Genomic DNA, 22,708 nt, shown 5'->3' on the forward strand with positions numbered 1-22,708 from the left:
AGCCCGCATTGTAATGACGCTCTGAGCGTTCAGCCTCCCCCAATCGGTTCGCAGGCGCAAGCGATCGCAGTGTCGCGCAGGCCTGCTGGGTACGTAGCATTTCTGCCAGTACCCGCAAAAAGCTGCTGGTTTACTGTCCTGCTCTTCAGCAATGCACCCTGACCTAGACCGGCACGCCCAGCAGGACGAAGGACGGGTGAAACTGCACCCTGGCCTCGTTACCCGCGTTCAGGCCTTGCTGGGCCAGCCAGTCGGTGTCGGCAAGTGCGCACAACGTCTGGCCGTTGCCCAGCGCCAATCGCAGCTCGCTCTGGCCGCTTTCATCCGCCAGCACTTCTTCAATGCAGACCGGGAGGCAGTTACTGCCTGGCTCCGGTACATCATCTGGCCCAAGCAGCTGAACCCACCCGGCCTTGAGCAGCGCCACCACCGTTGTGCCCAGGGTCAGCTCCAGGCGTGCGGTGCTGTCGTGGGTAATCAGCGCCTCGATCTGCAGGCCACCGCCCAGCGCCAGGCTCACGCAATCATGCCGGCCTTCACGGCGCAGGCCGCTGACCTTGCCCTGCAGCTGATTGCGCGCGCTGGTACGCAGCATCAGGCGACCGAGCAGGTCGAGGTCGCTGGACTCTTCGGCGGCTTCAAGGATTTGCGCCTGCAGTGTTTGCAGGCGTTGATAAAGGCGCAGCACGCGTTCGCCTTCGACCGACAAGCGTGCGCCGCCGCCCCCACGCCCACCCGTGCTGCGCTCGACCAGAGGCTGGCTGGCCAGGTTGTTGAGCTCGTCGATGGCATCCCAGGCAGCTTTGTAGCTGATGCCGGCGGCTTTGGCGGCGCGGGTGATCGAGCCTTGCTCGGCGATGTGTTGGAGCAGGGCGATGCGTTGCGGGCGGCGGGCGATGTGCTGGGTGAGTAAAGCGGGCAAGGACATGATGGCGCCTATCTGGGACTGACCCGTCAAGCTTGCCCCGGTTTTGCCGTGCGTGCCAGGCAATACACATCGACCTGCCGCGCACCGGCCCCGCGCAGCAGTGTGGCAATGGCCTGTGCGGTGGCCCCGGTGGTCAGCACGTCATCGACCACGGCCACATGCAGGCCCTTGAAAACGCCCTCGTCGACCAAGGCAAAGGCCCGCCGCAGATTACGCCGACGCGCCTTGGCATCCAAGCTTTGCTGCGCAGGTGTCTCGCGGGTGCGCTGCAGCAAACGTTCGTTGAAGGCTATCGCCAGGCGCTTCGACAGCCAGCGCGCCAACATGCCGGCCTGGTTGAAGCCGCGCTCCCGCTGTCGACGCCTGGCCAGGGGTACTGGTAACAGCAGGTCAGGCCTGGCCAGGCCTTCGGCATAGCGATGCTGCAGGCCAGAACTCAACATTTCGGCCATCAAACCGCCCAGCGGCCATTGGCGGTTGTGCTTGAAACGGCTGATCAGCGTATCCACGGGAAAGCCGTAATGCCAAAGCGCGACGACCTGCTCAAAGGCCGGCGCGCGGCGGCTGCACTGGCCACAGGTGAGCCCGCACATGGGTAGCGGCAGCGCACAGCGCAGGCAGTATTCACTTAACCACGGCAGCTCCTGCTCGCAGGCTACGCATAAAGGGTAGGGCTGTTCGGCCAGTTCATCGCACAGCAAGCAGCGGTGGTTAATATTTATACACTTGTAAACCAGTGTTTTTAACCAAGGTTGACAGTTCATAGGCCTTCCATGACTATGCGAGCTATCCGTGATGCGCTGGTGGGCATTCCTGTCCCGGCGCCAGCTACAGCCTAAACAAGGAAACGCCGATGAGCGCCAGCACAACTGCAACAACACGTCACGACTGGACACTGGCCGAGGTCAAGGCACTGTTCCAGCAACCGTTCAATGACTTGCTGTTCCAAGCGCAGACCGTGCATCGCGCGCATTTCGACCCTAACCGCGTGCAGGTCTCGACGTTGCTGTCGATCAAGACCGGCGCCTGCCCGGAAGATTGCAAATATTGTCCGCAGTCTGGCCACTACAACACCGGGCTGGAAAAACAGAAGCTGATGGAAGTGCAGAAGGTGCTGGAGGAGGCCGCAAGGGCCAAGGCCATCGGTTCGACCCGCTTCTGCATGGGCGCGGCCTGGAAGCACCCATCGGCAAAAGACATGCCCTACGTGCTGGAGATGGTCAAAGGGGTCAAGGCCATGGGCCTGGAAACCTGCATGACCCTCGGCAAGCTCGATCAGGATCAGACCCAGGCCCTGGCCCAGGCTGGCCTCGACTACTACAACCACAACCTCGACACCTCGCCGGAGTTCTACGGCAGCATCATCACCACCCGCACCTACAGCGAGCGCCTGCAGACCCTGGCCTATGTGCGTGATGCCGGCATGAAGATCTGCTCCGGGGGCATCCTCGGCATGGGCGAGTCGCTGGACGACCGCGCGGGCCTGCTGATCCAGCTGGCCAACCTGCCCGAGCACCCGGAATCGGTGCCGATCAACATGCTGGTGAAGGTGGCCGGTACGCCGCTGGCTGATGAAGAAGACGTCGATCCGTTCGACTTCATCCGCATGCTGGCAGTCGCGCGGTTGCTGATGCCCAAGTCGCACGTGCGCCTGTCCGCTGGCCGTGAGCAGATGAACGAGCAGATGCAGGCACTGGCCTTCATGGCCGGCGCCAACTCGATTTTCTACGGTGAAAAACTGCTGACCACCGCCAACCCGCAGGCCGACAAGGATATGCAGCTGTTCGCTCGCCTGGGCATCAAGCCCGAAGCGCGTGAAGAGCATGCCGACGAAGTGCACCAGGCCGCCATCGAGCAGGCGCTGGTCGAGCAACGCAGCAGCGAGCTGTTCTATAACGCCGCGTCGGCCTGACATGGCCTTCGATCTGGCGGCGCGCCTGGCCGAACGGCGCGCCGCAGACCTCTACCGGCAGCGGCCACTGCTTCAAAGCCCGCAAGGGCCGCACGTGGTGGTCGATGGCCAGCCATTGCTGGCCTTCTGCAGCAATGACTACCTGGGCCTGGCCAACCACCCCGAGGTGATTGCCGCCTGGCAGGCGGGTGCCGAGCGCTGGGGGGTAGGCGGCGGCGCTTCGCATCTGGTCATCGGCCACAGCACCCCTCACCACCAGGTGGAAGAAGCACTCGCCGAGTTGACCGGTCGCCCCCGTGCGCTGCTGTTTACCACCGGCTACATGGCCAACCTTGGCGCTATTACCGCGCTGGTGGGGCAGGGCGACACGGTGCTGCAGGACCGCCTGAATCACGCCTCGCTACTGGACGGCGGTTTGCTCAGTGGTGCCCGCTTCAATCGTTACCTGCACAACGATCCGGCCAGCCTGGCCAAGCGCCTGGACAAAGCCACCGGCAATACCTTGGTGGTCACGGACGGCGTGTTCAGCATGGACGGCGACCTTGCCGACTTGCCCGCACTGGCCGAGGTCGCGCGGGCTCGCGGCGCCTGGTTGATGGTCGACGATGCACACGGCCTGGGCACCTTGGGAGCGCAGGGCGGTGGTATCGTCGAGCACTTCGGCCTGGGCATCGAAGACGTGCCTGTGTTGATCGGCACGCTGGGCAAGGCCTGCGGTACGGCGGGTGCCTTTGTCGCCGGCAGCGAGGAGCTGATCGAAGCGCTGGTGCAGTTTGCCCGGCCCTACATCTACACCACCAGCCAGCCACCGGCTCTGGCCTGCGCGACACTCAAGAGCCTGCAACTGCTGCGCCGCGAAACCTGGCGCCGTGAGCACCTGAGCGCGTTGATCCGCCAGTTCCGCCTGGGTGCCGAAGCGATCGGCCTGACGCTGGTGGACAGCCCGACGCCGATCCAGCCCATCCTGATTGGCGACAGCGCACAGGCGCTGCGGCTGTCACAGATGTTGCGCGAACGTGGCCTGCTGGTCACCGCCATTCGCCCGCCCACCGTGCCTGCCGGCAGCGCACGCTTGCGCGTAACCTTGAGCGCCGCGCACAGCGAGGCGCAGGTGCAGCTATTGTTGAATGCATTGGCCGAGTGTTATCCACAGCTGGAGGCCGCCGATGCGTAACCGACTGATCCTTTTACCGGGCTGGGGGCTGGGTACTGCGGCCCTTGAGCCGCTGGCGGCAAGCCTGCGCGCCCAGGATGCCCGCCTGCAGGTCGAGCTGATGCCCCTGCCGGAGCTGGCCGAAGCCGATATTCAGACCTGGGTCGACCACCTTGACCGCAAAGTGCCCAGTGATACCTGGCTGGGCGGCTGGTCGCTGGGCGGCATGCTCGCCAGCGAACTTGCGCGCAAGCGCGGTGACCATTGTTGCGGGCTGCTGACCTTGGCCAGCAACCCAAGCTTCGTGGCCCGTGCCGATTGGCCCTACGGCATGGCCAATGACACCTTCGGGACCTTCCTGGATGGGTGCCGCAGCCATACGTCCGTGACCCTCAAGCGCTTTCGCAGCTTGTGCAGCGACGGGGCCCAGCAACCGCGGACCCTGCTGCGCCAACTGGGCGTTGGTGTGCCGGAGACAGACCCGCTTTACCTCGCCACTGGGCTGGAAGTATTGGCCCAGCTGGATACCCGCGAGGCACTGCAGGCCTATGGGGGGCCGCAACTGCACTTGTTCGCTGGCAGCGATGCTTTGGTCCCGGCCGAGGCGGCGAAAGCGCTGAGCGAGTTGCTACCCGACGTGGAGGTCGGGCTGGTTGAAGACAGTTCCCACGCCTTCCTGCTGGAATATCCACAGGAGCTGGCGGCGGGCATCAAGATTTTCCTGCATGAGAGTGGCGATGACTGACCTTTCCCGTCCAACCCTGCCCGGCGCACTGCCGGACAAGCGCCAGGTGGCGGCTTCGTTTTCCCGCGCAGCGGCCAGCTACGACAGCGTGGCAGCCCTGCAGCGTGCGGTGGGCGTGAGCCTTTTGGAGCAGCTGCCGGACGAACTGGCGCCATCGCGCTGGCTCGACCTTGGCAGTGGCACCGGCCATTTCAGCCGCGTGCTGGCCGAGCGCTTCGCACCCGCCAGTGGTTTGGCTGTGGACATTGCCGAAGGCATGTTGCGCCATGCCCGTGGCGAGCAGGGCGGGGCGCAGTATCACGTAGCGGGCGATGCCGAGCGCCTGCCGCTGGCCGATGGCAGCGTCGACCTGGTGTTCTCCAGCCTGGCGGTGCAGTGGTGCGGGCAGTTCGCCAGCGTGCTGGAAGAAGCCCGGAGGGTATTGCGCCCAGGTGGCGTGCTGGCCTTCAGCAGCCTGTGTGTCGGTACCCTCGATGAGCTGCGTGCCAGTTGGCAGGCCGTGGATGGCATGGTGCACGTCAACCGCTTCCGCCGCTTCGAGGACTATCAGCGCCTGTGCGCGGCAAGTGGCCTGGAGCAACTCGGCCTGCAGCAGCAGGCACATGTGCTGCACTACCCGCATGTCCGCGGCCTGACCCATGAACTCAAGGCCCTTGGTGCGCACAATCTCAACCCCGGGCGGCCATCAGGCCTGACTGGCCGCGCCCGTATGCAGGGGCTGTTGCAGGCTTACGAAGCATTCCGTCAACCGCAAGGGCTGCCAGCCACCTATCAGGTGGTCTATGGTGTGTTGCGCAAGCCACAGGCGTAAGAGGAGCGACATGAGCCAGGCCTATTTCATCGCGGGGACCGACACCGATGTCGGCAAGACCACCATTGCCGCCGGGCTGTTGCATGCAGCGCGGCTGCAAGGCCTGAGCACGCTGGGTGCCAAGCCGGTGGCGTCCGGCTGTAGCGCAACTGCCAAAGGGCTGCGCAACGCAGATGCCCTGGCCCTGATCGACGAAAGCTCGGTCAAGCTGGCCTATGAAGAGGTCAACCCCTTTGCCTTCGAACCTGCCATCGCGCCGCATGTGGCCGCGCGCGAGGCGGGTGTTGCACTGGAAGTGCCGGCCTTGCTGAAGGCCATGCGCCATGTGCTGGACCAGAATGCGGATTTCACCCTGGTCGAAGGTGCAGGTGGCTGGCGAGTACCGCTTTCCGATCACGCCAACCTGTCCGACCTGGCGATTGCCCTGAAACTGCCGGTGATCCTGGTGGTGGGCGTGCGCCTTGGTTGCATCAACCACGCCTTGCTCAGCGCGGAAGCGATCGCCCGTGATGGCCTGCAGCTCGTGGGGTGGGTGGCCAATATCGTCGAGCCGCGTACTGCCCGCCTGGAAGAGAACCTGGCCAGCCTGGCCGAGCGGCTGCCCGCGCCGTGCCTGGGGCGTGTGCCCAAACTCAAGGTGGCGACGGCCGATGCGGTGGCCGAACACCTGCAACTGGACTTGCTGGACTGAAGCAGCATGCCTCATGTCTATTGGCTGGCACTGAGCTATTAGGGATTTAAACGGGCCTTTTGTGCCCTGGCCTGCTTTAATTGCCACTGATCACATCCAGCGTCATTGGAGTCCTGACATGGAAATCACCGGTAGTTCCGCGTATTACGCGGGCCTCAGCGCCATCCAGAGCGGGCACAACCGCATCGACCAGGCGGCCAGCCAGATCGCCAACAACAGTGTCGAGCGCGCCGCCACCAGCCAGTCGAGCGACTATCAGGCCGAGCGCCTGCGCGCGGTCGATCGCAGCCAGCAAATGGACCTCGCCACCAGCACGGTGCAACTGTCGCTGGGGAAAACCGAAGTCGAACTGGGCGCGAAAGTCGCCAAGGCTTCCGACGAAATGCTCGGTCGGTTCATCGACACCTACGCCTGATATCGGCTTATCACGCTGCAACCTCTGTGGGAGCGGGCTTGCCCCGCGAATGTGTCAGAACAGGCAACCTGTTCTGGGCTGACGCATTCGCGGGACAAGCCCGCTCCCACAGTTGTAAATGGCCTCGAAAAAAGGCTGATGGCGTAAATGCCATCTTTCGCGGCATAAATGGCACCATAGTCCCTCCTTGACATCGGTCAGTGCTAAACGTAAGTTTCAAACAACTGTTTGACCGAAAGCCGGCAAGAGCTGGTCGGTATCAGCGGTCTCCCCACCGGACTCATCACAGAGGTTCATCGCAATGCCTGATTACAAAGCCCCCTTGCGTGATATTCGCTTCGTTCGCGACGAGCTGCTCGGCTATGAGGCGCACTATCAGAGCCTGCCGGGTTGCCAGGACGCGACGCCCGACATGGTCGACGCGATCCTCGAAGAAGGCGCGAAATTCTGTGAGCAGGTGTTGGCCCCGCTGAACCGTGTCGGTGACCTGGAAGGCTGTACCTGGAGCGAGTCCGGCGTTAAGACCCCGACCGGCTTCAAGGAGGCCTATGAGCAGTTCGTCGAAGGCGGCTGGCCGAGCCTGGCGCATGACGTTGCCCATGGCGGCCAAGGCCTGCCCGAATCGCTGGGCCTGGCCCTGAGCGAGATGGTGGGTGAGGCGAACTGGTCGTGGGGCATGTACCCAGGCCTGTCCCATGGCGCGATGAACACTATTTCGGCGCACGGCACCGAAGAGCAGCAGCACACCTACCTGACCAAACTGGTCAGCGGCGAGTGGACCGGCACCATGTGCCTGACCGAGCCGCACTGCGGCACCGACCTGGGCATGCTGCGCACCAAGGCCGAGCCGCAGGCCGACGGTTCGTACAAAGTGTCCGGCACCAAGATCTTCATCTCTGCCGGCGAGCACGACATGGCCGGCAACATCGTCCATATCGTTCTGGCCCGCCTGCCCGATGCCCCGGCTGGCACCAAAGGCATTTCGCTGTTCATCGTGCCGAAGTTCCTGCCCACCGCCGAAGGCGGCGTAGGTGAGCGCAACGGTGTGAGCTGCGGTTCGCTGGAACACAAGATGGGCATCCACGGCAACGCCACCTGCGTGATGAACTTCGACAGCGCCACCGGCTACCTGATCGGCCCAGCCAACAAGGGCCTGAACTGCATGTTCACCTTCATGAACACCGCTCGCCTGGGCACGGCGCTGCAAGGCCTGGCGCATGCCGAGGTGGCCTTCCAGGGTGGCCTGAAGTACGCCCGTGACCGCCTGCAGATGCGCTCGCTCACCGGCCCTAAAGCGCCCGACAAGGCTGCCGACCCGATCATCGTGCACCCGGACGTGCGCCGCATGCTGCTGACCATGAAGGCCTTCGCCGAAGGCAACCGCGCCATGGTCTACTTCACTGCCAAGCAGGTGGACATCGTCAAGTACAGCCAGGACGAGGAAGAGCGCAAGAAGGCCGACGCCCTCTTGGCCTTCCTCACCCCGATCGCCAAGGCCTTCATGACCGAAGTCGGCTTCGAGTCGGCCAACCACGGTGTGCAGATCTACGGTGGCCACGGCTTCATCGCCGAGTGGGGCATGGAGCAGAACGTGCGCGACAGCCGTATCTCCATGCTGTACGAAGGCACCACTGGCATCCAGGCGCTCGACCTGCTCGGCCGTAAAGTGCTGATGACCCAAGGCGAAGCGCTCAAGGGCTTCACCAAGATCGTGCACAAGTTCTGCCAGGCGCAGGAAGGTGTCGAGGCGATCAAGGAGTTCGTCGAGCCGCTGGCCGCGATCAACAAGGAGTGGGGCGAGCTGACCATGAAAGTGGGCATGGCTGCCATGAAGGACCGCGAGGAAGTGGGCGCCGCTTCGGTGGATTACCTGATGTACTCCGGTTATGCGTGCCTGGCCTACTTCTGGGCCGACATCGCCCGCCTGGCCGCGGAGAAGCTGGCTGCCGGTACTTCCGAAGAGGCGTTCTACACCGCCAAACTGCAGACTGCGCGCTTCTACTTCCAGCGTATCCTGCCGCGCACCCGCACTCACGTGGCAACCATGTTGTCCGGTGCTGGCAACCTGATGGCGATGAAAGAAGAAGACTTCGGTCTGTCGATCTAAGCCTCCAGCCCGTCGAAAACCCGTCTGCCTTGTCGGCAGGCGGGTTTTCGCGTTTTTGGGGGCCGCTTCGCGCCCCATCGCCGGCAAGCCGGCGCCCACAGGTTTTGCAGCGCCGCGGACATTGTGGGAGCCGGCTTGCCGGCGATGGGGCGCGTAGCGGCCCCAAAAACCGGTTACAAGAAAAGCTCAAGCCCTCCGCCCCCGCTGCCGTTAACACACCGGTGTATTCATCAATTCATGTGCGCTGCCGATGAAGTAAAGGCACAATGCCATTATTGATCTGCCGGGTTCGGAGATTACCCTTGTTTCGTTTAAACGCTGTACGCGCAAGCCACTTCCTGCCTTCGCTTTTCCTCTTGTTGGCAGGGCTTGCGGCGGCTTACGTAAGAGACCTCAGCGTCTTCTTCACGTCACTGTTCAACGTGCTGCCCACCTTGGTTCTGCTGCTGGGCGGCGCCTACTGCGCGGTGTATCGCCGCCAGCGCGAACTGTTCCTGATGGTCGCGGTGTATATCGCCTACTTTCTGCTCGATACCCAGACCGACTATTACCGCGACAACGGCCGTGTGCGCGAAGACGCAGCGGTGATCTTCCACCTGGTGTGCCTGCTGTTGCCGGCGCTGTATGGCCTGTTCGGCGCCTGGCAGGAGCGTACCCACCTGGCCCAGGACCTGCTCGCCCGCTTTGCCGTGCTGTTCGCCGTCGGTAGCGTGGCCGTGGCCCTTGAGCAGAGTTTTCCCGAAGCGTTGCTGGGCTGGCTGGCGGAAATCCGCTGGCCGTCGCTGCATGGCCAGTGGATGAGCCTGATACAGATGGTCTACCCGTTGTTCATCGGCGTGTTCATCCTGCTGGTGGTGCAGTACCTGCGGGAGCCAAGGCCATTGCACGCGGCGCAGATCATTGGCTTGATCGGCATCTTCTGGATGCTGCCCAAAACCTTCATCCTGCCCTTCACGCTGAACATCATGTGCAGCCAGGTGATGCTGATGATCGCTGCGGCGGTTTCCCACGAGGCCTACCAGATGGCGTTTCGCGATGAGTTGACTGGCTTGCCCGGGCGTCGCGCGCTGAATGAGCGCATGCAGCGCTTGGGGCGCAACTACGTGATTGCCATGACCGATGTGGACCACTTCAAGAAATTCAACGACACCCACGGCCACGACGTCGGTGACCAGGTGCTGCGCCTGGTGGCCAGCCGGTTGTCCAAGGTGACGGGCGGTGGCCGCGCCTACCGCTATGGCGGCGAAGAATTTGCCTTGGTATTCGCCGGCAAGACGGCCGAAGAATGCGTGCCACATGTGGAAGCGGTGCGCGAGATGATCGCCAATTACACCATGCACCTGCGTGACCAGAACAATCGCCCGCAGGATGACTCCGCCGGCCGCCAGCGGCGCAGTGGCAGTGCCAGTGGCACCGTGTCGGTGACCATCAGCATCGGCGTCGCCGAACGCCTGGCCGAGCACCGCAACCCCGAAGAAGTGCTCAAGTGCGCCGACCAGGCGCTGTACAGCGCGAAGGGTGCTGGGCGCAACTGTGTCATGGTTCATGGGCAACAATCACGGCGCGGGGCGGTGCGTACCGCGTGACCGTATTAGACTATATGGTCGCGTGATGACCCTATGTCTCGCAAAAGTTGTTCGGTTACACTGGATTCAACCCCGTGCCGCGGTCCCTGGAGACCGCCCCGACCCGACTAGCGAGAGGTTGTCATGGCTGACTATAAAGCGCCGCTGCGCGACATGCGCTTCGTTCTGAATGAAGTCTTCAACGTGGCAGAACTGTGGGCGCAACTGCCCGAGCTGGCCGAGGCAGTCGATGCCGAGACGGCCATTGCCGTACTCGAAGAGGCTGGCAAAGTCACCAGCAAGTCCATCGCCCCGCTCAGCCGCGCCGCTGACGAAGAGGGCTGCCACTGGGACAACGGTACCGTGCGCACGCCAGCGGGCTTTATCGAGGCCTACAACACCTACGCCCAAGGCGGCTGGGTGGGCGTGGGCGGCGACCCGCTGTTCGGCGGCATGGGCATGCCCAAGGCAATCTCCGCCCAGGTCGAAGAAATGGTCAACGCTTCGAGCCTGGCCTTCGGCCTTTACCCAATGCTGACCGCCGGCGCCTGCCTGTCGATCAATGCCCATGCAAGCGAGGCACTGAAGGAAAAGTACCTGCCGAACATGTACGCCGGCGTGTGGGCCGGCTCCATGTGCCTGACCGAGCCGCATGCCGGCACCGACCTGGGGATCATCCGCACCAAGGCCGAGCCCCAGGCCGATGGCAGCTACAAGGTCAGCGGCACGAAGATTTTCATCACCGGTGGCGAGCACGACCTTACCGAGAACATCATCCACCTGGTGCTGGCCAAGCTGCCGGACGCACCGGCCGGGCCCAAGGGTATCTCGCTGTTCCTGGTGCCGAAGTTCATGGTCAACGATGACGGCAGCCTCGGTGCGCGCAACCCGGCTACCTGCGGCTCGATCGAGCACAAGATGGGCATTCAGGCCTCGGCGACCTGCGTGATGAACTTCGACGACGCCGTCGGTTACATCGTCGGCGAGCCGAACAAAGGCCTGGCGGCGATGTTCACCATGATGAACTACGAGCGCCTTGGCGTGGGTATTCAGGGCCTGGCCACGGCCGAGCGCTCCTACCAGAACGCCGTCGAGTACGCACGTGACCGCCTGCAAAGCCGCGCCCCCACCGGCCCGCAAGCCAAGGACAAGGCTGCCGACCCAATCATCGTCCACCCCGATGTGCGCCGCATGTTGCTGACCATGAAAGCGTTGATCGAAGGTGGCCGTGCGTTCTCCACCTACGTGGCGATGCAACTGGACAGCGCCAAGTACAGCGAGGAGCCCGCCACGCGCAAACGCAGTGAAGAGCTGGTGGCGCTGCTGACCCCGGTGGCCAAGGCGTTCCTCACCGATCTGGGCCTGGAGTGCGCGGTGCATGGCCAGCAGGTGTTCGGTGGCCATGGGTACATCCGCGAGTGGGGCCAGGAGCAGCTGGTGCGCGACGTGCGCATTACCCAGATCTACGAAGGCACAAACGGTATCCAGGCGCTGGACCTGATGGGGCGCAAGGTGGTGGCCAGCGGCGGCGCTTACTACAAGGTGTTTTCCGAGGAGATTCGCCAGTTCATCGCCAGCGCGCATGGCGAGCTCGACGAGTTTGCCAAGCCGCTGGGGGCTTACCTCGACCAGCTCGACGGGCTGACCGAGTGGGTGCTGCAACAGGCCAAGGGCAACCCGAACGAGATCGGTGCTGCATCGGTGGAGTACCTGCACGCCTTTGGCTATGTGGCGTATGCCTACATGTGGGCGTTGATGGGGCGTGCTGCCAAGGCAGGTGAGGGCGATGAAGCGTTCTATTCTGCCAAGCTGGGCACCGCTCGATTCTACTTTGCGCGCCTGTTGCCACGGGTGGATTCGCTGGTGGCGTCGGTGAAGGCAGGCAGCGAGTCGTTGTACTTGCTGGACGCCGAGCAGTTCTGATTGCTATCAAATTGCCTGTAAGCATTTTCCTACGCGACGCGGTGACTTTTCGCCACTGGTATCAGATTGGATCCATGGCTACTATTTCTACATGGACGTTGCGCAGGAAGCGCAAAGGACAGAACAGGGACAACGAAGGATTTCCTGCCAGGATGGCGGGGCGATAGGGATGTCACAGGGAAACAGTCTGGAAAACCCCGCTTAGGCGGGGTTTTCTTTGTGCGCGTGTTTTTCAGCCAAGCACATCCAGTGCCGAGGCGCTCAGTTGCCTGGCGTCAGTCTCCTCCTCGAGCAGCGTGCGCAGCAACTCAACCGATGCCTGTTGGCGCTGAGCGTCGCGGAACACCAGGCCCACCTTCAGGGGCACGCGCGGTTCGCTCAATGGCTTCCACAGCAAGCCCTGGTCATCTTCGGCGGCATCCTTGGCCCGGCCAGGCAAGATAGTGGCCAGCGCGGTGTGGCCCAGGCTGTCGAGAATGCCGCCCATATTGTTCATTTCCGCTTGAACCTGCGGCCGACGCCCCTGGCTGGCCAACTGTTCCTTCCAGATCTGGCGGATCTGGAATTCCTCGCCGAGCATCAGCATCGGCAACTCTGCAGCCTGCCTGATCGACACCTTCTTGAAATCCTTCAAGGGATGAGTGTCCGGGATGACCAACTGCAGCTCGTCTTCGTACAGCAGCAAACCATGCAGCCCCGGCTGGCGCGGCGGCAGGTAGCTGATACCGATGTCGAGGTTGCCATTGAGCAGGCGCCGCTCGATTTCCAGCCCTGACAACTCATAGATCTGCACCACAAGGTGCGGTTGGGCTTTGCGCAGCCGCTCCAGCAACTGCGGCACCAAGCTCGGGCGCACGGTCTGCAGCACGCCGATGGCCAGCGTGCGTAACGACTGGCCCTTGAAGTTGCGCATCGCCTCATGGGCGCGCTGCAAGCCGTCAAGCAGGGGCAGGGCATGGTTGTACAAGGTGTGCGCGGCCAGGGTGGGCAGCAGGCGCTTGTTGCTGCGCTCGAACAGGCTCAAGTCGAGGCTGTGCTCGAGTTGGCGGATCTGTTGCGAGAGCGCTGGCTGGGACAACGACAGGCGCTCGGCCGCCCGGCCGACATGGCCTTCTTCATACACCGCGACGAAATAACGCAGTTGGCGAAAATCCATAAGGAACACTTATCGAAAAAGCTGGAAAAACGGAATGGCCGCATAAGCCGCCGAAGCCTAGTCTATCGCCGTATTCCAACGGGTTACAGCAGTCAATCAGCGCATTGTTACTCCGTTGGAAAAACACTTTTGATAGGCAAGACAAAATATCAAGCGCCGGCGCAAAGACCGGACGCTGGCCCCCCTTACCGTGCCTGGCTGGAGCCCCGATGAACCTGTTCAACCTGCGCCGCTCGGCCCCTGCCGAAGTGGCCGAGCCCAAGCGCGCCCCGGTGCCGGTGGCGGACGCGCCGCCGCTGTCACGCGAGCGCCTGATGCCGAGCACTGAACGTGCAGCCCAAGTGTTCGTGCGTGGTCAAGGTTCCTGGTTGTGGGACGACGAAGGGCACGCCTACCTGGATTTCACCCAGGGTTGTGCGGTCAACAGCCTCGGCCACAGCCCTGGGGTGCTGGTAAAGGCGCTGGGCAGCCAGGCCCAGGCTTTGATAAACCCAGGGGCAGGTTTTCACAGCCGGGGCCTGCTGGCGCTGGTCAACCGGCTGTGCCAGAGCACGGGCAGCGAGCAGGCGTACTTGCTCAACAGTGGTGCCGAGGCCTGCGAAGGCGCTATCAAGCTGGCGCGCAAATGGGGCCAGCTGCACCGCGGCGGCGCCTATCACATCATCACCGCTAGCCAGGGCTGCCATGGCCGCAGCCTGGGCGCCTTGTCGGCGTCCGACCCGCTGCCGTGCAATCGCTGCGAGCCGGGGCTACCGGGTTTCAGCAAGGTGCCGTTCAACGACCTGGCGGCGCTGCATGCCGAAGTGGACTCGCGCACCGTGGCGATCATGCTGGAGCCCATTCAAGGTGAAGCCGGGGTCATTCCCGCTACCCGGGACTACCTGCAAGGCGTCGAGAAGCTGTGCCGCGAACTGGGCATCCTGCTGATCCTTGACGAAGTACAGACCGGCATTGGCCGCTGCGGCGCGCTGCTGGCCGAAGAAACCTACGGTGTGCGCGCCGACATCATCACCCTGGGCAAGGGCCTGGGCGGTGGCGTTCCGCTGGCGGCCTTGCTTGCCCGCGGTACTGCTTGTTGCGCCGAACCGGGCGAACTGGAAGGCAGCCACCATGGCAATGCGCTGATGAGCGCTGCTGGCCTGGCCGTGCTGGACACTGTGCTGGAGCCGGGCTTCTTCGAGCAGGTTCAAGACAGCGGGCGGCACCTGCGCGATGGCTTGAGCCGGCTGGCTGGCCGCTACGGCCAAGGCGAAGTGCGTGGCCAAGGGCTGCTGTGGGCTTTGCAATTGCAGGAGCACCTGGCCAAGGACCTGGTGCAGGCAGCCTTGCATGAGGGCCTGCTACTCAATGCGCCGCAGGCGGATGTGGTGCGCTTTTCGCCTGCGCTGACCGTGAGCAAAGGCAACATCGATGAAATGCTCCTGCGCCTGGCCCGGGCCTTTGCCCGCTTGCATGCACAGCAGCATGCCCGCCGCGAAGTATCGGCGTAACGAATTCAACGAACCGTCTGGCGTTTCTGCGCATCGCCCCTGGCCTGTTTCATTTGGCCCGGGGCGTTTTTTTGCCTGGCGTTTACCTGTGGAACCTCTGCGATGCCCAGCTAGTCTCTGTTTAGACCCTTTCAGGAGAGACACGCATGGACTTCATTCGCATCATCATCGCCATCCTTCTGCCGCCGCTGGGCGTGTTTCTGCAAGTGGGGTTCGGCGGGGCATTCTGGCTGAATATCCTGCTGACCTTGCTGGGTTACATTCCAGGCATCGTGCATGCGGTGTATATCATCGCCAAGCGGTGAACCTGCCGGGGCCGCAACGCGGCCCCGGCCTGTTATTCACCCAGCACCCGGCAATAGAACTTCCATTCTTCTTCCAGTGCATGCGCCAGGTTCTCGGCCTTGCGGAACCCATGCCGCTCCCCGGCATAGAAATACCCCACGGCTTCGATGCCATTCAACTTCAATGCGTCCAGCATTGAGCGTGTCTGTTCCGGCACCACCACCGCATCCAGTTCACCCTGGAAGAAAATCACCGGCACCTTGATCTGCGCGGCATGCAGCAGCGGCGTGCGTTGGCGGTAGCGCTCGGCATCCTGTTGCGGGTCGCCGATTAGCCAGTCCAGATAGTCGCCTTCGAACTTGTGCGTCGCACGGCCCAGTGCAACCGGATCGCTGACCCCGTAAAGGCTGGCGCCGGCGCGAAATACATCACCGAAAGCCAAGGCGCAAAGGGTGGTGTAACCGCCGGCGCTGCCGCCGCGAATGAAGGCTTTGCCGGCATCGATCAAACCACGTTCGGCCAGGTGCTGGACTGCCGCGCAGGCATCCTGCACGTCGCTTTCGCCCCAGCTCAAATGCAATGCCTGGCGATACTCGCGGCCATAGCCGGTGCTGCCGCGGTAGTTCAGGTCGGCGACGGCGAAGCCGCGTTGGGTCCAGTACTGGATGCGTGGGTCGAGCACCGGATAGCAAGCGGAGGTCGGGCCGCCGTGGATGAACACCACCAGCGGCGTGGGGCTTTTGGCAGCGACCGCCGGGTAGAAGAAACCGCGGGCAAACGCGCCCCCGCTTTCGTAGAGCATCGATTGCGGCAGGCTTATGCACTCGGCCGGCAGCAGCTCGGCGCCCCCTGCCAGGATGTGCACCTCGTGGTTGGTCCGGTCGATGGCAATGACCGCGGGCGGGCTGATCGGCGAGGCGGCGATGGCATAGAGGTACTCGGCATCCATGGCCAGGTTGCGAAAGCGGCTATAGGCGCTGGCGAAACGTTCCACCTGGCCGTCGGCATTACGCAGCCCCAGTTGCCCGAAGCCACCTTCGAACCAGCTGGCCAGGTAGCTTTGCGGCCCAAGGGCCAGCCAGGTGCAGGTACCCAGTTGCCAGGGCGCGGCGGCGTGGTCTGCAGGTTTGGCGGGCAAGTGCTGCCAACCGCCATCGAGCTCGCCCCAGGGTTGCCAGAAGCCATTGCGGTCGGACAGGCAGTACAGGCGCCCCTGCGCGTCGAAGCGCGGTTGTTGCAGGGACTCGTCGTGCGCCGCGATGCAGCGTGCCGCGCCCCAGCTACCGTCGCTTTGCCGTGCACGACACATCAGTCGGGTGACCGTCCAGGGCTGAGCGGGGCGATCCCATTCGACCCAGGCGAGGCGTTGGCCATCGGCACTGATCGTCGGCGATGCATAAAAATCTGCACCCTCAGCGAGTACTTCAGCACTGCCTTCGACCAAGGCCACCAGGCGATGCTCTACACCCTCGCCATGGCGCTCCTCGACCGCCAATACCTGGCCCTCGTGCCATTGCAGGTCGCCGTAACGGCACTGCTCATTGTGGGTCAAGGCAAAAGGTGGTGTGGCATCAAGCCGCTGGCGATAGACCTGCTGATCCTTTTCATTGACGAAGATGATCCCGTCATCACTCAGGCAAAAGCTGCCACCACCGTACTCGTATACCCGGCTGCGCACGCTGAAGCCATCGGGCGTGAGGCAGCGGGCCTGCTGGTCACGCCAGTGCCAGACGCGACAGGCGCCATCGGCGGGGCGGAATTCGTTCCAGAACAGGCCCATGGTGCCTGCCTTGAGTTCGGCGAAGTCGGTGCCGGCGGCTACCGCCTGGGCGGCAGTGAGTTCAGCCGCGGGCGATGACACGGGAGTTGCGCTCATTACGGAAGGTCATCTCTTCGATGGCGAGGTTTGCAGTCTCTGCCTCCTCGCGGGCCTTGAGGATGATGCCGTGGTCGGCCGACTTGGCGCACACCGGGTCGGCGTTGCTGGCATCGCCGGTGAGCATGAAGGCCTGGCAGCGGCAGCCACCGAAGTCCTTCTCTTTTTCGTCGCACGAGCGGCAGGGCTCGGGCATCCAGTCGTAACCACGGAAACGGTTGAAGCCGAACGAGTCGTACCAGATGTGGTGCAGGTCGTGGTCGCGCACATTGGGGAACTGCACGGGCAACTGGCGCGCGCCATGGCAGGGCAGGGCGGTGCCGTCCGGGGTGATGGTCAGGAACAGGCTGCCCCAGCCGTTCATGCAGGCCTTGGGGCGCTCTTCATAGTAGTCGGGGGTAACGAAGATCAGCTTGCACGGGTTGCCAGCGGCCTTGAGTTTGGCGCGGTACTCGTTGGTGATGCGCTCGGCACGTTCGAGTTGTTCGCGGGTTGGCAGCAGGCCAAGGCGGTTGAGGTGCGCCCAGCCGTAGAACTGGCAGGTGGCAAGCTCGACGAAGTCCGCTTCCAGCGCGACGCACAGCTCGATGATGCGGTCGATCTTGTCGATGTTGTGCCGGTGGGTGACGAAGTTGAGCACCATCGGGTAACCGTGGGCCTTCACCGCCCGGGCCATTTCCAGCTTCTGCGCAAAGGCCTTCTTCGAGCCGGCCAGCAGGTTGTTGACCTGCTCGTCGCTGGCCTGGAAGCTGATCTGGATATGGTCCAGGCCGGCCTTTTTGAAGGCGGCAATGCGCGCTTCGGTCAGGCCGATGCCGGAGGTGATCAGGTTGGTGTAGTAACCCAGGCGCCGCGCCTCTCCGATCAGCTCGGCGAGGTCCTGGCGTACCAGCGGCTCACCGCCGGAAAAGCCGATCTGCGCTGCGCCCATCTCACGGGCTTCGGCCATCACCTTGAACCACTGTTCAGTGCTCAGCTCCTTGCCCTGCTGGGCGAAATCCAGGGGGTTGGAGCAGTACGGGCACTGCAGCGGGCAGCGGTAGGTGAGCTCGGCCAGCAGCCACAGCGGCAGGCCGACCGGCACCTCAGGCGAGGGTGATCCAGTGTTCGCCACGGGCCACCTCCATGAATTGCTCGATGTCGTCAGCGACTTCGGGCACACCAGGAAATTGCTGTTCGAGCTCGGCGATGATCGCCAACACATCGCGCTTGCCGTCGATCAGGCCACCGATCAGCGCAGCGCTGTCGTTGAGCTTGATCATGCCTTCGGGGTACAGCAGCACGTGGCCTTTCTGCGCCGGTTCGTACTGGAAACGGTAGCCAGGGCGCCAGTTCGGTACTAGCTTGCGATCAAAACTCATAGGGCGATCCCCTTGTGCCATACCCGTTGCTGGGTGACGGTGTGATACGGCGGGCGGTTCAGCTCGTAAGCCATGCTCATGGCATCGAGCATGCTCCAAAGGATATCCAGCTTGAACTGCAGGATTTCCAGCATACGCTCCTGGCCGTCACGGGTGGTGTAGTGCTGCAGGGTGATGGCCAGGCCGTGTTCCACATCACGCCGGGCCTGGCCCAGGCGGGTACGGAAGTATTCGTAGCCGGCCGGGTCGATCCACGGGTAGTGCTGCGGCCAGCTGTCCAGCCGCGACTGGTGAATTTGCGGGGCGAACAGCTCGGTCAACGAGCTGCTGGCGGCCTCCTGCCAGCTGGCACGGCGGGCGAAGTTGACGTAGGCGTCGACGGCAAAGCGCACACCGGGCAGCACCAGCTCCTGCGAGCGCAGCTGGTCGGGGTCGAGCCCGACTGCCTGGCCCAGGCGCAGCCAGGCTTCGATGCCGCCATCCTCGCCGGGAGCGCCATCGTGGTCGAGCAGGCGCTGGATCCACTCACGGCGCACTTCACGGTCCGGGCAGTTGGCCAGGATCGCGGCATCCTTCATGGGGATGTTCACCTGGTAGTAGAAGCGGTTGGCCACCCAGCCCTGAATCTGCTCGCGGGTAGCGCGCCCCTCGTACATCGCCACGTGGTACGGGTGATGGATGTGATAGTAGGCGCCCTTGGCGCGCAAGGCCTGCTCGAACTCGGCAGGCGACAGTGGCAGTGCGTCGCTCATCGACCCTCCTTACAACTCGATGCTCATGCCGTCGAAGGCGACTTCTACACCGCGGCGCTGTACTTCGGCGCGCTCCGGGGAGTCTTCATCGAGGATCGGGTTGGTGTTGTTGATGTGGATTAGCACCTTGCGCTGGCGCGGGAAGCCGTCCAGCACCTCGAGCATGCCGCCGGGGCCGTTCTGCGCCAGGTGGCCCATCTCGCGGCCGGTGCGGGTGCCGACACCGCGGCGCTGCATTTCATCATCCTCCCACAGCGTGCCGTCGACCAGCAGGCAGTCGGCGCCGTGCATCATCGCCAGCAGCTTTTCGTCGACCTGGCCCAGGCCTGGGGCATAGAACAGCTTGCCGCCGGTGCGGGTGTCTTCGACCAGCAGGCCGAGGTTGTCGCCCGGGTGTGGGTCGAAGCGGTGCGGCGAGTACGGCGGCGCGGCGCTGCGCAGGGGGAAGGGGGTGAACCTGAGGTTGGGGCAGGCGTCGATGACGAAGCTGCCTTCGAGCTCGATGCGGTTCCACTGCAGGCCACCGTTCCAGTGGCTGAGCATGTTGAACAGCGGGAAGCCGGTGCTCAGGTCCTGGTGAACCATGTCGGTGCACCACACCTGGTGCGGGCAGCCCTCGCGCAGGCTGAGCAGGCCGGTGGTGTGGTCGATCTGGCTGTCGAGCAAGACGATGGCGTTGATGCCGGTGTCGCGCAGCGCGCGGGCCGGCTGCATCGGCGCGAAGGCCTGGAGTTGGGCGCGGATGTCTGGCGAGGCATTGCACAGGACCCAGTGCACACCGTCATCGGACAGGGCTATCGACGACTGGGTACGCGCCGTTGCGCGCAGGCTGCCATCGCGAAAGCCTTTGCAGTTGACGCAGTTGCAGTTCCACTGCGGGAAGCCGCCGCCGGCGGCGGAGCCGAGAATCTGGATGTACATGGCTGCTCTCTATCCGAACTGTGCTGATGCCTGGTGCAAAAAACGACAACGCCCCGGCGGGCCGAGGCGTCGTAACGCAAGCAGGGCTTAGCGGCTGGCGAAGTACATGGTCACTTCGAAGCCGATACGCAGATCAGTGTATGCAGGTTTGGTCCACATGGTTTTGCTCCTTCTGGGTAAGGTAGTGGGGTCAGCTACTTTGTTTGGCGTCACCTCGCGCAAGAGGTTCCAGTGGCTGAGATAGCGTTATCTTACAAGAAAATTATGTACCGAAAGGTTAATTATTCGATAAGCGCCCTTTCGTAAAACGTAACAATCCTCTTGTCATCAGTGCCATGACCCATTGGGTGCGGCGGCATTTGCCAGGCACAGCCAGGCGCTATCGGTATCGAGCATGCCGCGTAACAGGTCGTCCAGCTCTGCTTGGCGCACCCCCAGCATAGACCAGCGTAACGCCTGCAGATCGTCGGGTTGTGTGGCGAGACATGTCTGCCATACCCATTCGGCGACGTCGGCGTCAGGCATGGCGTTCTCGTCAAATTGCCCGGCCAGCACCGGGCAGGTTGCAGGGTCGAGGGTTACGCCCTGGCGCAGAATGGTCAGCAGATGCTCGAGAATTTCGCTTTGGCTGGCGTGGGGCGATTGCACGCCAAACAGAAGGCCCCCGATGCCCTCGATCTGACGAAAGGTACTGAAAACCGCGTAGCCGAGTTGCAGCTCAACCCGCAGGCGCTGGTACACAGGGCCTTGCAGCAACTGGGCAAGCAGGCGGCCGCAGGCTTGTTGCCTGGCGGGTAAAGGGCAGAACAGCAGCAATGCATGCTCGCTGCCCGGCACCTTGGCGTGGTGCCAGCGATGGCCGCGCCAGCTGGGATCAGGCGGCGGTGAGCCTGCATGCCCTGGGCAGCCCTGTAACACCGCGCCTAAAGACTGCAGGGCGGCGGCGTCGAAGCCCACGGCCAGGCCATGCCACTGGCTGTGTTGCCAGGCGTCATCCAGTGCGTTTTGATCAAGTGTGCCGGGTGTCAGCGGCATTGGCGCAGTGCCGAGCACTGCCTCGGGTAGTTGCTTGAGCAAGCCCCTGAGCGGGATCCGCGCGGGTTCCTGTTCGCAAGGCAGCTGCCAGTTACCGGGTGAACGCAAGCACGCCATGGCATGCTCGACAGCGCGGATCACAGCGGCCGGCTGGCCGGCGCAGCGCAGTTGCCAGTGCTCGCCCGCGGCGCTGAATTGCAGTTGCAGGGATGCGCGCTCGCACCGCTCCTGCAGCGGCAGCAAGGCCCGCGCGAGCACTCTATACAGGCGCTGACGCAGTGCCGACGGTAGCTGCCAGCGTAGATAAACTGCTGCGTATTGGCGTATCGGGGGAAGTTGCTGGCTGACCTTCAGCGCCGCCGGTAACGGCCAGGCCGTGGCGGCGGGCAAGTCGGCCAGCAGCAAAGGGTCGGCCGGTGGAAGTTGCCATAGCCCATGCTGCGTGCACTGCAGGCCATCGAGCAATGCGCCAAGCGCATGCAGTGCTTGAGCATCCAACGCCGCAAAGGGCCGGCCTGCACAGTCGCGACGGGCGAGCTCAAGCGGGCTGGCGTTGCGCTCGTGGCTCTGTTGCAGCAGCCCGAACTCGGCGTTGAGTTGGGCCGGGTCGAGTTGCCTGATGAAACCGAACCAACCGTGCAGCAACGCAAGCGCTTCGCCTGGGCAAGCGTCTGGGCTGAGTTTGAGGTCGATATGCCAGACCATTTGCCCCGCGAAGGCATACAGCATCTGCGCCTTGAAACCTTGTAGCCAGCCGCGCTGGCGCAGGGCATCCAGCCAAGTGCCCGGCCTGCTGTCGCTCAGGCAGGCGGTCAACAGCTCCAGCGCTTGCTCAGCACAGGGGGGCAGGTTTTGGTGGGTGAACACCCACCCTGTGCCCGTCGGTGGGAGGGCTGCAGGCAAGGTTTGTCGAGCACGCTCCCCATAGGCGAACACGTTAGCGAACTGCCTGCCGAGCTGCTCCAGTTCATCCAGTTGCTGCGGGCCGCACACGCTCAAGGTGATCTGGCCACCCTGGTAGAAATGCTCATGAAAATCTGTAAGGGCTTGCTGGAAGGCCGGGTTTTGCAGCGCAAGGGTGTGTCGGTTGCCTGCCTGAAATTCGCTCAGCGGGTGGCCGGGTGCAACCGACTGCAGCAGTGCAAATTGCTGCTGCGCCTGCGGGTTGCGCGACCAGGCGATGAATTCGGCGTGTATGACTTCCCGTTCACGGCGCTGGCGCTCGATGCCAAGGTCCGGTTCGGCGAGCATCTGGCACAGCCGCTCCAGCCCTCCGGCCAGGGCCGCAGGGGGGGCTTCGAAGAAGAAATCGGTGGTACGTTCGCGGGTACTGGCGTTGACCTGGCCGCCTGCGGCCTGGACGTAGCGCATCAGGCCGTCATCCAGTGGAAAACGAGAGGTACCCAGGAAGAACAGGTGCTCAAGGAAGTGCGCGAGCCCCGGCCATCGTGCCGGGGCATCGTGGCTGCCAGCATGCACCCGCAACGCTGCGGCCGAGCGCTTGAGCCGCGGGGCATGGCGCAGGCGCAGCTGCAGGCCGTTGGCCAGGGTGAGGTGACGTGTGGCGGCTGGCATGGGGCGT

At 63.6% G+C, this 22,708-nt stretch carries 21 protein-coding genes; 11 read left to right on the plus strand and 10 right to left on the minus strand.

The annotated features are described in order from the left end of the window. Nucleotides 1-163 precede the first annotated feature (163 nt). Together ACFY68_RS19100 and ACFY68_RS19105 are read right to left on the minus strand one after the other, a co-directional pair. Nucleotides 164-928, minus strand: a complete 765-nt coding sequence (locus ACFY68_RS19100; protein WP_387530370.1) for a TOBE domain-containing protein — start codon at nucleotides 926-928, stop codon at nucleotides 164-166. Between the two features lie 26 nt (nucleotides 929-954). After that, entirely contained in the window at nucleotides 955-1,692 is a 738-nt protein-coding gene (locus ACFY68_RS19105) for a ComF family protein (protein WP_387530373.1), read from the minus strand. Between the two features lie 89 nt (nucleotides 1,693-1,781). Here ACFY68_RS19105 and bioB point away from each other — a divergent pair, with 89 nt between their 5' ends. The 9 genes from bioB to ACFY68_RS19150 all read left to right on the plus strand — a co-directional run bounded on the left by bioB (nucleotide 1,782) and on the right by ACFY68_RS19150 (nucleotide 12,250). Beyond that, a complete protein-coding gene (gene bioB / locus ACFY68_RS19110) occupies nucleotides 1,782-2,840 on the plus strand; it encodes a biotin synthase BioB (protein WP_346613625.1) in 1,059 nt (352 codons plus the stop codon). A gap of 1 nt (nucleotide 2,841) precedes the next feature. Further along, nucleotides 2,842-4,014, plus strand: a complete 1,173-nt coding sequence (bioF, locus tag ACFY68_RS19115; protein WP_387530377.1) for an 8-amino-7-oxononanoate synthase — start codon at nucleotides 2,842-2,844, stop codon at nucleotides 4,012-4,014. After that, the gene (locus ACFY68_RS19120; RefSeq protein ID WP_387530380.1) at nucleotides 4,007-4,738 is read left to right on the plus strand and encodes an alpha/beta fold hydrolase; all 732 of its coding nucleotides are present in this window, start codon (nucleotides 4,007-4,009) and stop codon (nucleotides 4,736-4,738) included. The genes bioF and ACFY68_RS19120 overlap by 8 nt, the downstream gene beginning before the upstream one ends. After that, nucleotides 4,731-5,549: a malonyl-ACP O-methyltransferase BioC gene (gene bioC, locus ACFY68_RS19125; RefSeq protein WP_387530383.1), complete on the plus strand. Its 819-nt coding sequence runs from the start codon at nucleotides 4,731-4,733 to the stop codon at nucleotides 5,547-5,549. Before ACFY68_RS19120 ends, bioC begins: the two co-directional genes overlap by 8 nt. 10 nt (nucleotides 5,550-5,559) lie before the next feature. Then, complete coding sequence (gene bioD / locus ACFY68_RS19130) at nucleotides 5,560-6,240, plus strand: dethiobiotin synthase (protein ID WP_387530386.1); 681 nt, start codon at nucleotides 5,560-5,562, stop codon at nucleotides 6,238-6,240. A 118-nt stretch (nucleotides 6,241-6,358) separates the two neighbouring features. Next, a complete protein-coding gene (locus ACFY68_RS19135; protein ID WP_346613630.1) occupies nucleotides 6,359-6,655 on the plus strand; it encodes a pyrroloquinoline quinone biosynthesis protein PqqE in 297 nt (98 codons plus the stop codon). Nucleotides 6,656-6,956: 301 nt separating this feature from the next. Continuing rightward, nucleotides 6,957-8,762 carry a phenylacyl-CoA dehydrogenase gene (locus ACFY68_RS19140; protein WP_387530389.1) on the plus strand — a complete coding sequence of 602 codons (1,806 nt, stop codon included), beginning with the start codon at nucleotides 6,957-6,959 and terminating at the stop codon, nucleotides 8,760-8,762. A 302-nt stretch (nucleotides 8,763-9,064) separates the two neighbouring features. Beyond that, the gene (locus ACFY68_RS19145; RefSeq protein ID WP_387530392.1) at nucleotides 9,065-10,348 is read left to right on the plus strand and encodes a diguanylate cyclase; all 1,284 of its coding nucleotides are present in this window, start codon (nucleotides 9,065-9,067) and stop codon (nucleotides 10,346-10,348) included. A 123-nt stretch (nucleotides 10,349-10,471) separates the two neighbouring features. Continuing rightward, the gene (locus ACFY68_RS19150; RefSeq protein WP_387530394.1) at nucleotides 10,472-12,250 is read left to right on the plus strand and encodes an acyl-CoA dehydrogenase C-terminal domain-containing protein; all 1,779 of its coding nucleotides are present in this window, start codon (nucleotides 10,472-10,474) and stop codon (nucleotides 12,248-12,250) included. A gap of 232 nt (nucleotides 12,251-12,482) precedes the next feature. Here the strand turns inward: ACFY68_RS19150 and ACFY68_RS19155 are convergent, their stop codons facing one another. Next, nucleotides 12,483-13,406: a LysR family transcriptional regulator gene (locus tag ACFY68_RS19155; RefSeq protein ID WP_387530397.1), complete on the minus strand. Its 924-nt coding sequence runs from the start codon at nucleotides 13,404-13,406 to the stop codon at nucleotides 12,483-12,485. 209 nt (nucleotides 13,407-13,615) lie between these two features. Here ACFY68_RS19155 and ACFY68_RS19160 point away from each other — a divergent pair, with 209 nt between their 5' ends. Both ACFY68_RS19160 and ACFY68_RS19165 read left to right on the plus strand, forming a co-directional pair. Further along, nucleotides 13,616-14,896, plus strand: a complete 1,281-nt coding sequence (locus ACFY68_RS19160; protein ID WP_387530400.1) for an aspartate aminotransferase family protein — start codon at nucleotides 13,616-13,618, stop codon at nucleotides 14,894-14,896. A 146-nt stretch (nucleotides 14,897-15,042) separates the two neighbouring features. Beyond that, on the plus strand, nucleotides 15,043-15,201 hold the full coding sequence (locus tag ACFY68_RS19165) for a YqaE/Pmp3 family membrane protein (RefSeq protein WP_003177654.1): 159 nt from the start codon (nucleotides 15,043-15,045) through the stop codon (nucleotides 15,199-15,201). A gap of 32 nt (nucleotides 15,202-15,233) precedes the next feature. Here ACFY68_RS19165 and ACFY68_RS19170 read toward each other — a convergent pair whose 3' ends face one another. The 7 genes from ACFY68_RS19170 to pqqF all read right to left on the minus strand — a co-directional run bounded on the left by ACFY68_RS19170 (nucleotide 15,234) and on the right by pqqF (nucleotide 22,701). Next, nucleotides 15,234-17,057, minus strand: coding sequence for a prolyl oligopeptidase family serine peptidase (locus ACFY68_RS19170; RefSeq protein WP_387530405.1), 1,824 nt, complete (start codon nucleotides 17,055-17,057; stop codon nucleotides 15,234-15,236). Next, the gene (pqqE, locus tag ACFY68_RS19175) at nucleotides 17,023-18,171 is read right to left on the minus strand and encodes a pyrroloquinoline quinone biosynthesis protein PqqE (RefSeq protein ID WP_346613637.1); all 1,149 of its coding nucleotides are present in this window, start codon (nucleotides 18,169-18,171) and stop codon (nucleotides 17,023-17,025) included. Before pqqE ends, ACFY68_RS19170 begins: the two co-directional genes overlap by 35 nt. After that, entirely contained in the window at nucleotides 18,143-18,418 is a 276-nt protein-coding gene (gene pqqD, locus ACFY68_RS19180) for a pyrroloquinoline quinone biosynthesis peptide chaperone PqqD (RefSeq protein ID WP_387530408.1), read from the minus strand. Before pqqD ends, pqqE begins: the two co-directional genes overlap by 29 nt. After that, entirely contained in the window at nucleotides 18,415-19,170 is a 756-nt protein-coding gene (pqqC, locus tag ACFY68_RS19185; protein ID WP_387530411.1) for a pyrroloquinoline-quinone synthase PqqC, read from the minus strand. Before pqqC ends, pqqD begins: the two co-directional genes overlap by 4 nt. A 9-nt stretch (nucleotides 19,171-19,179) precedes the next feature. Next, nucleotides 19,180-20,091, minus strand: coding sequence for a pyrroloquinoline quinone biosynthesis protein PqqB (gene pqqB, locus ACFY68_RS19190; RefSeq protein ID WP_387530414.1), 912 nt, complete (start codon nucleotides 20,089-20,091; stop codon nucleotides 19,180-19,182). 87 nt (nucleotides 20,092-20,178) lie between these two features. Beyond that, the gene (pqqA, locus tag ACFY68_RS19195; protein ID WP_008365141.1) at nucleotides 20,179-20,250 is read right to left on the minus strand and encodes a pyrroloquinoline quinone precursor peptide PqqA; all 72 of its coding nucleotides are present in this window, start codon (nucleotides 20,248-20,250) and stop codon (nucleotides 20,179-20,181) included. A 168-nt stretch (nucleotides 20,251-20,418) separates the two neighbouring features. After that, nucleotides 20,419-22,701, minus strand: coding sequence for a pyrroloquinoline quinone biosynthesis protein PqqF (gene pqqF, locus ACFY68_RS19200; protein ID WP_387530417.1), 2,283 nt, complete (start codon nucleotides 22,699-22,701; stop codon nucleotides 20,419-20,421). Between the last annotated feature and the right edge of the window lie 7 nt (nucleotides 22,702-22,708).

The sequence above is a fragment of the Pseudomonas sp. NPDC012596 genome (genome assembly GCF_042902325.1).
GTDB lineage: Bacteria > Pseudomonadota > Gammaproteobacteria > Pseudomonadales > Pseudomonadaceae > Aquipseudomonas.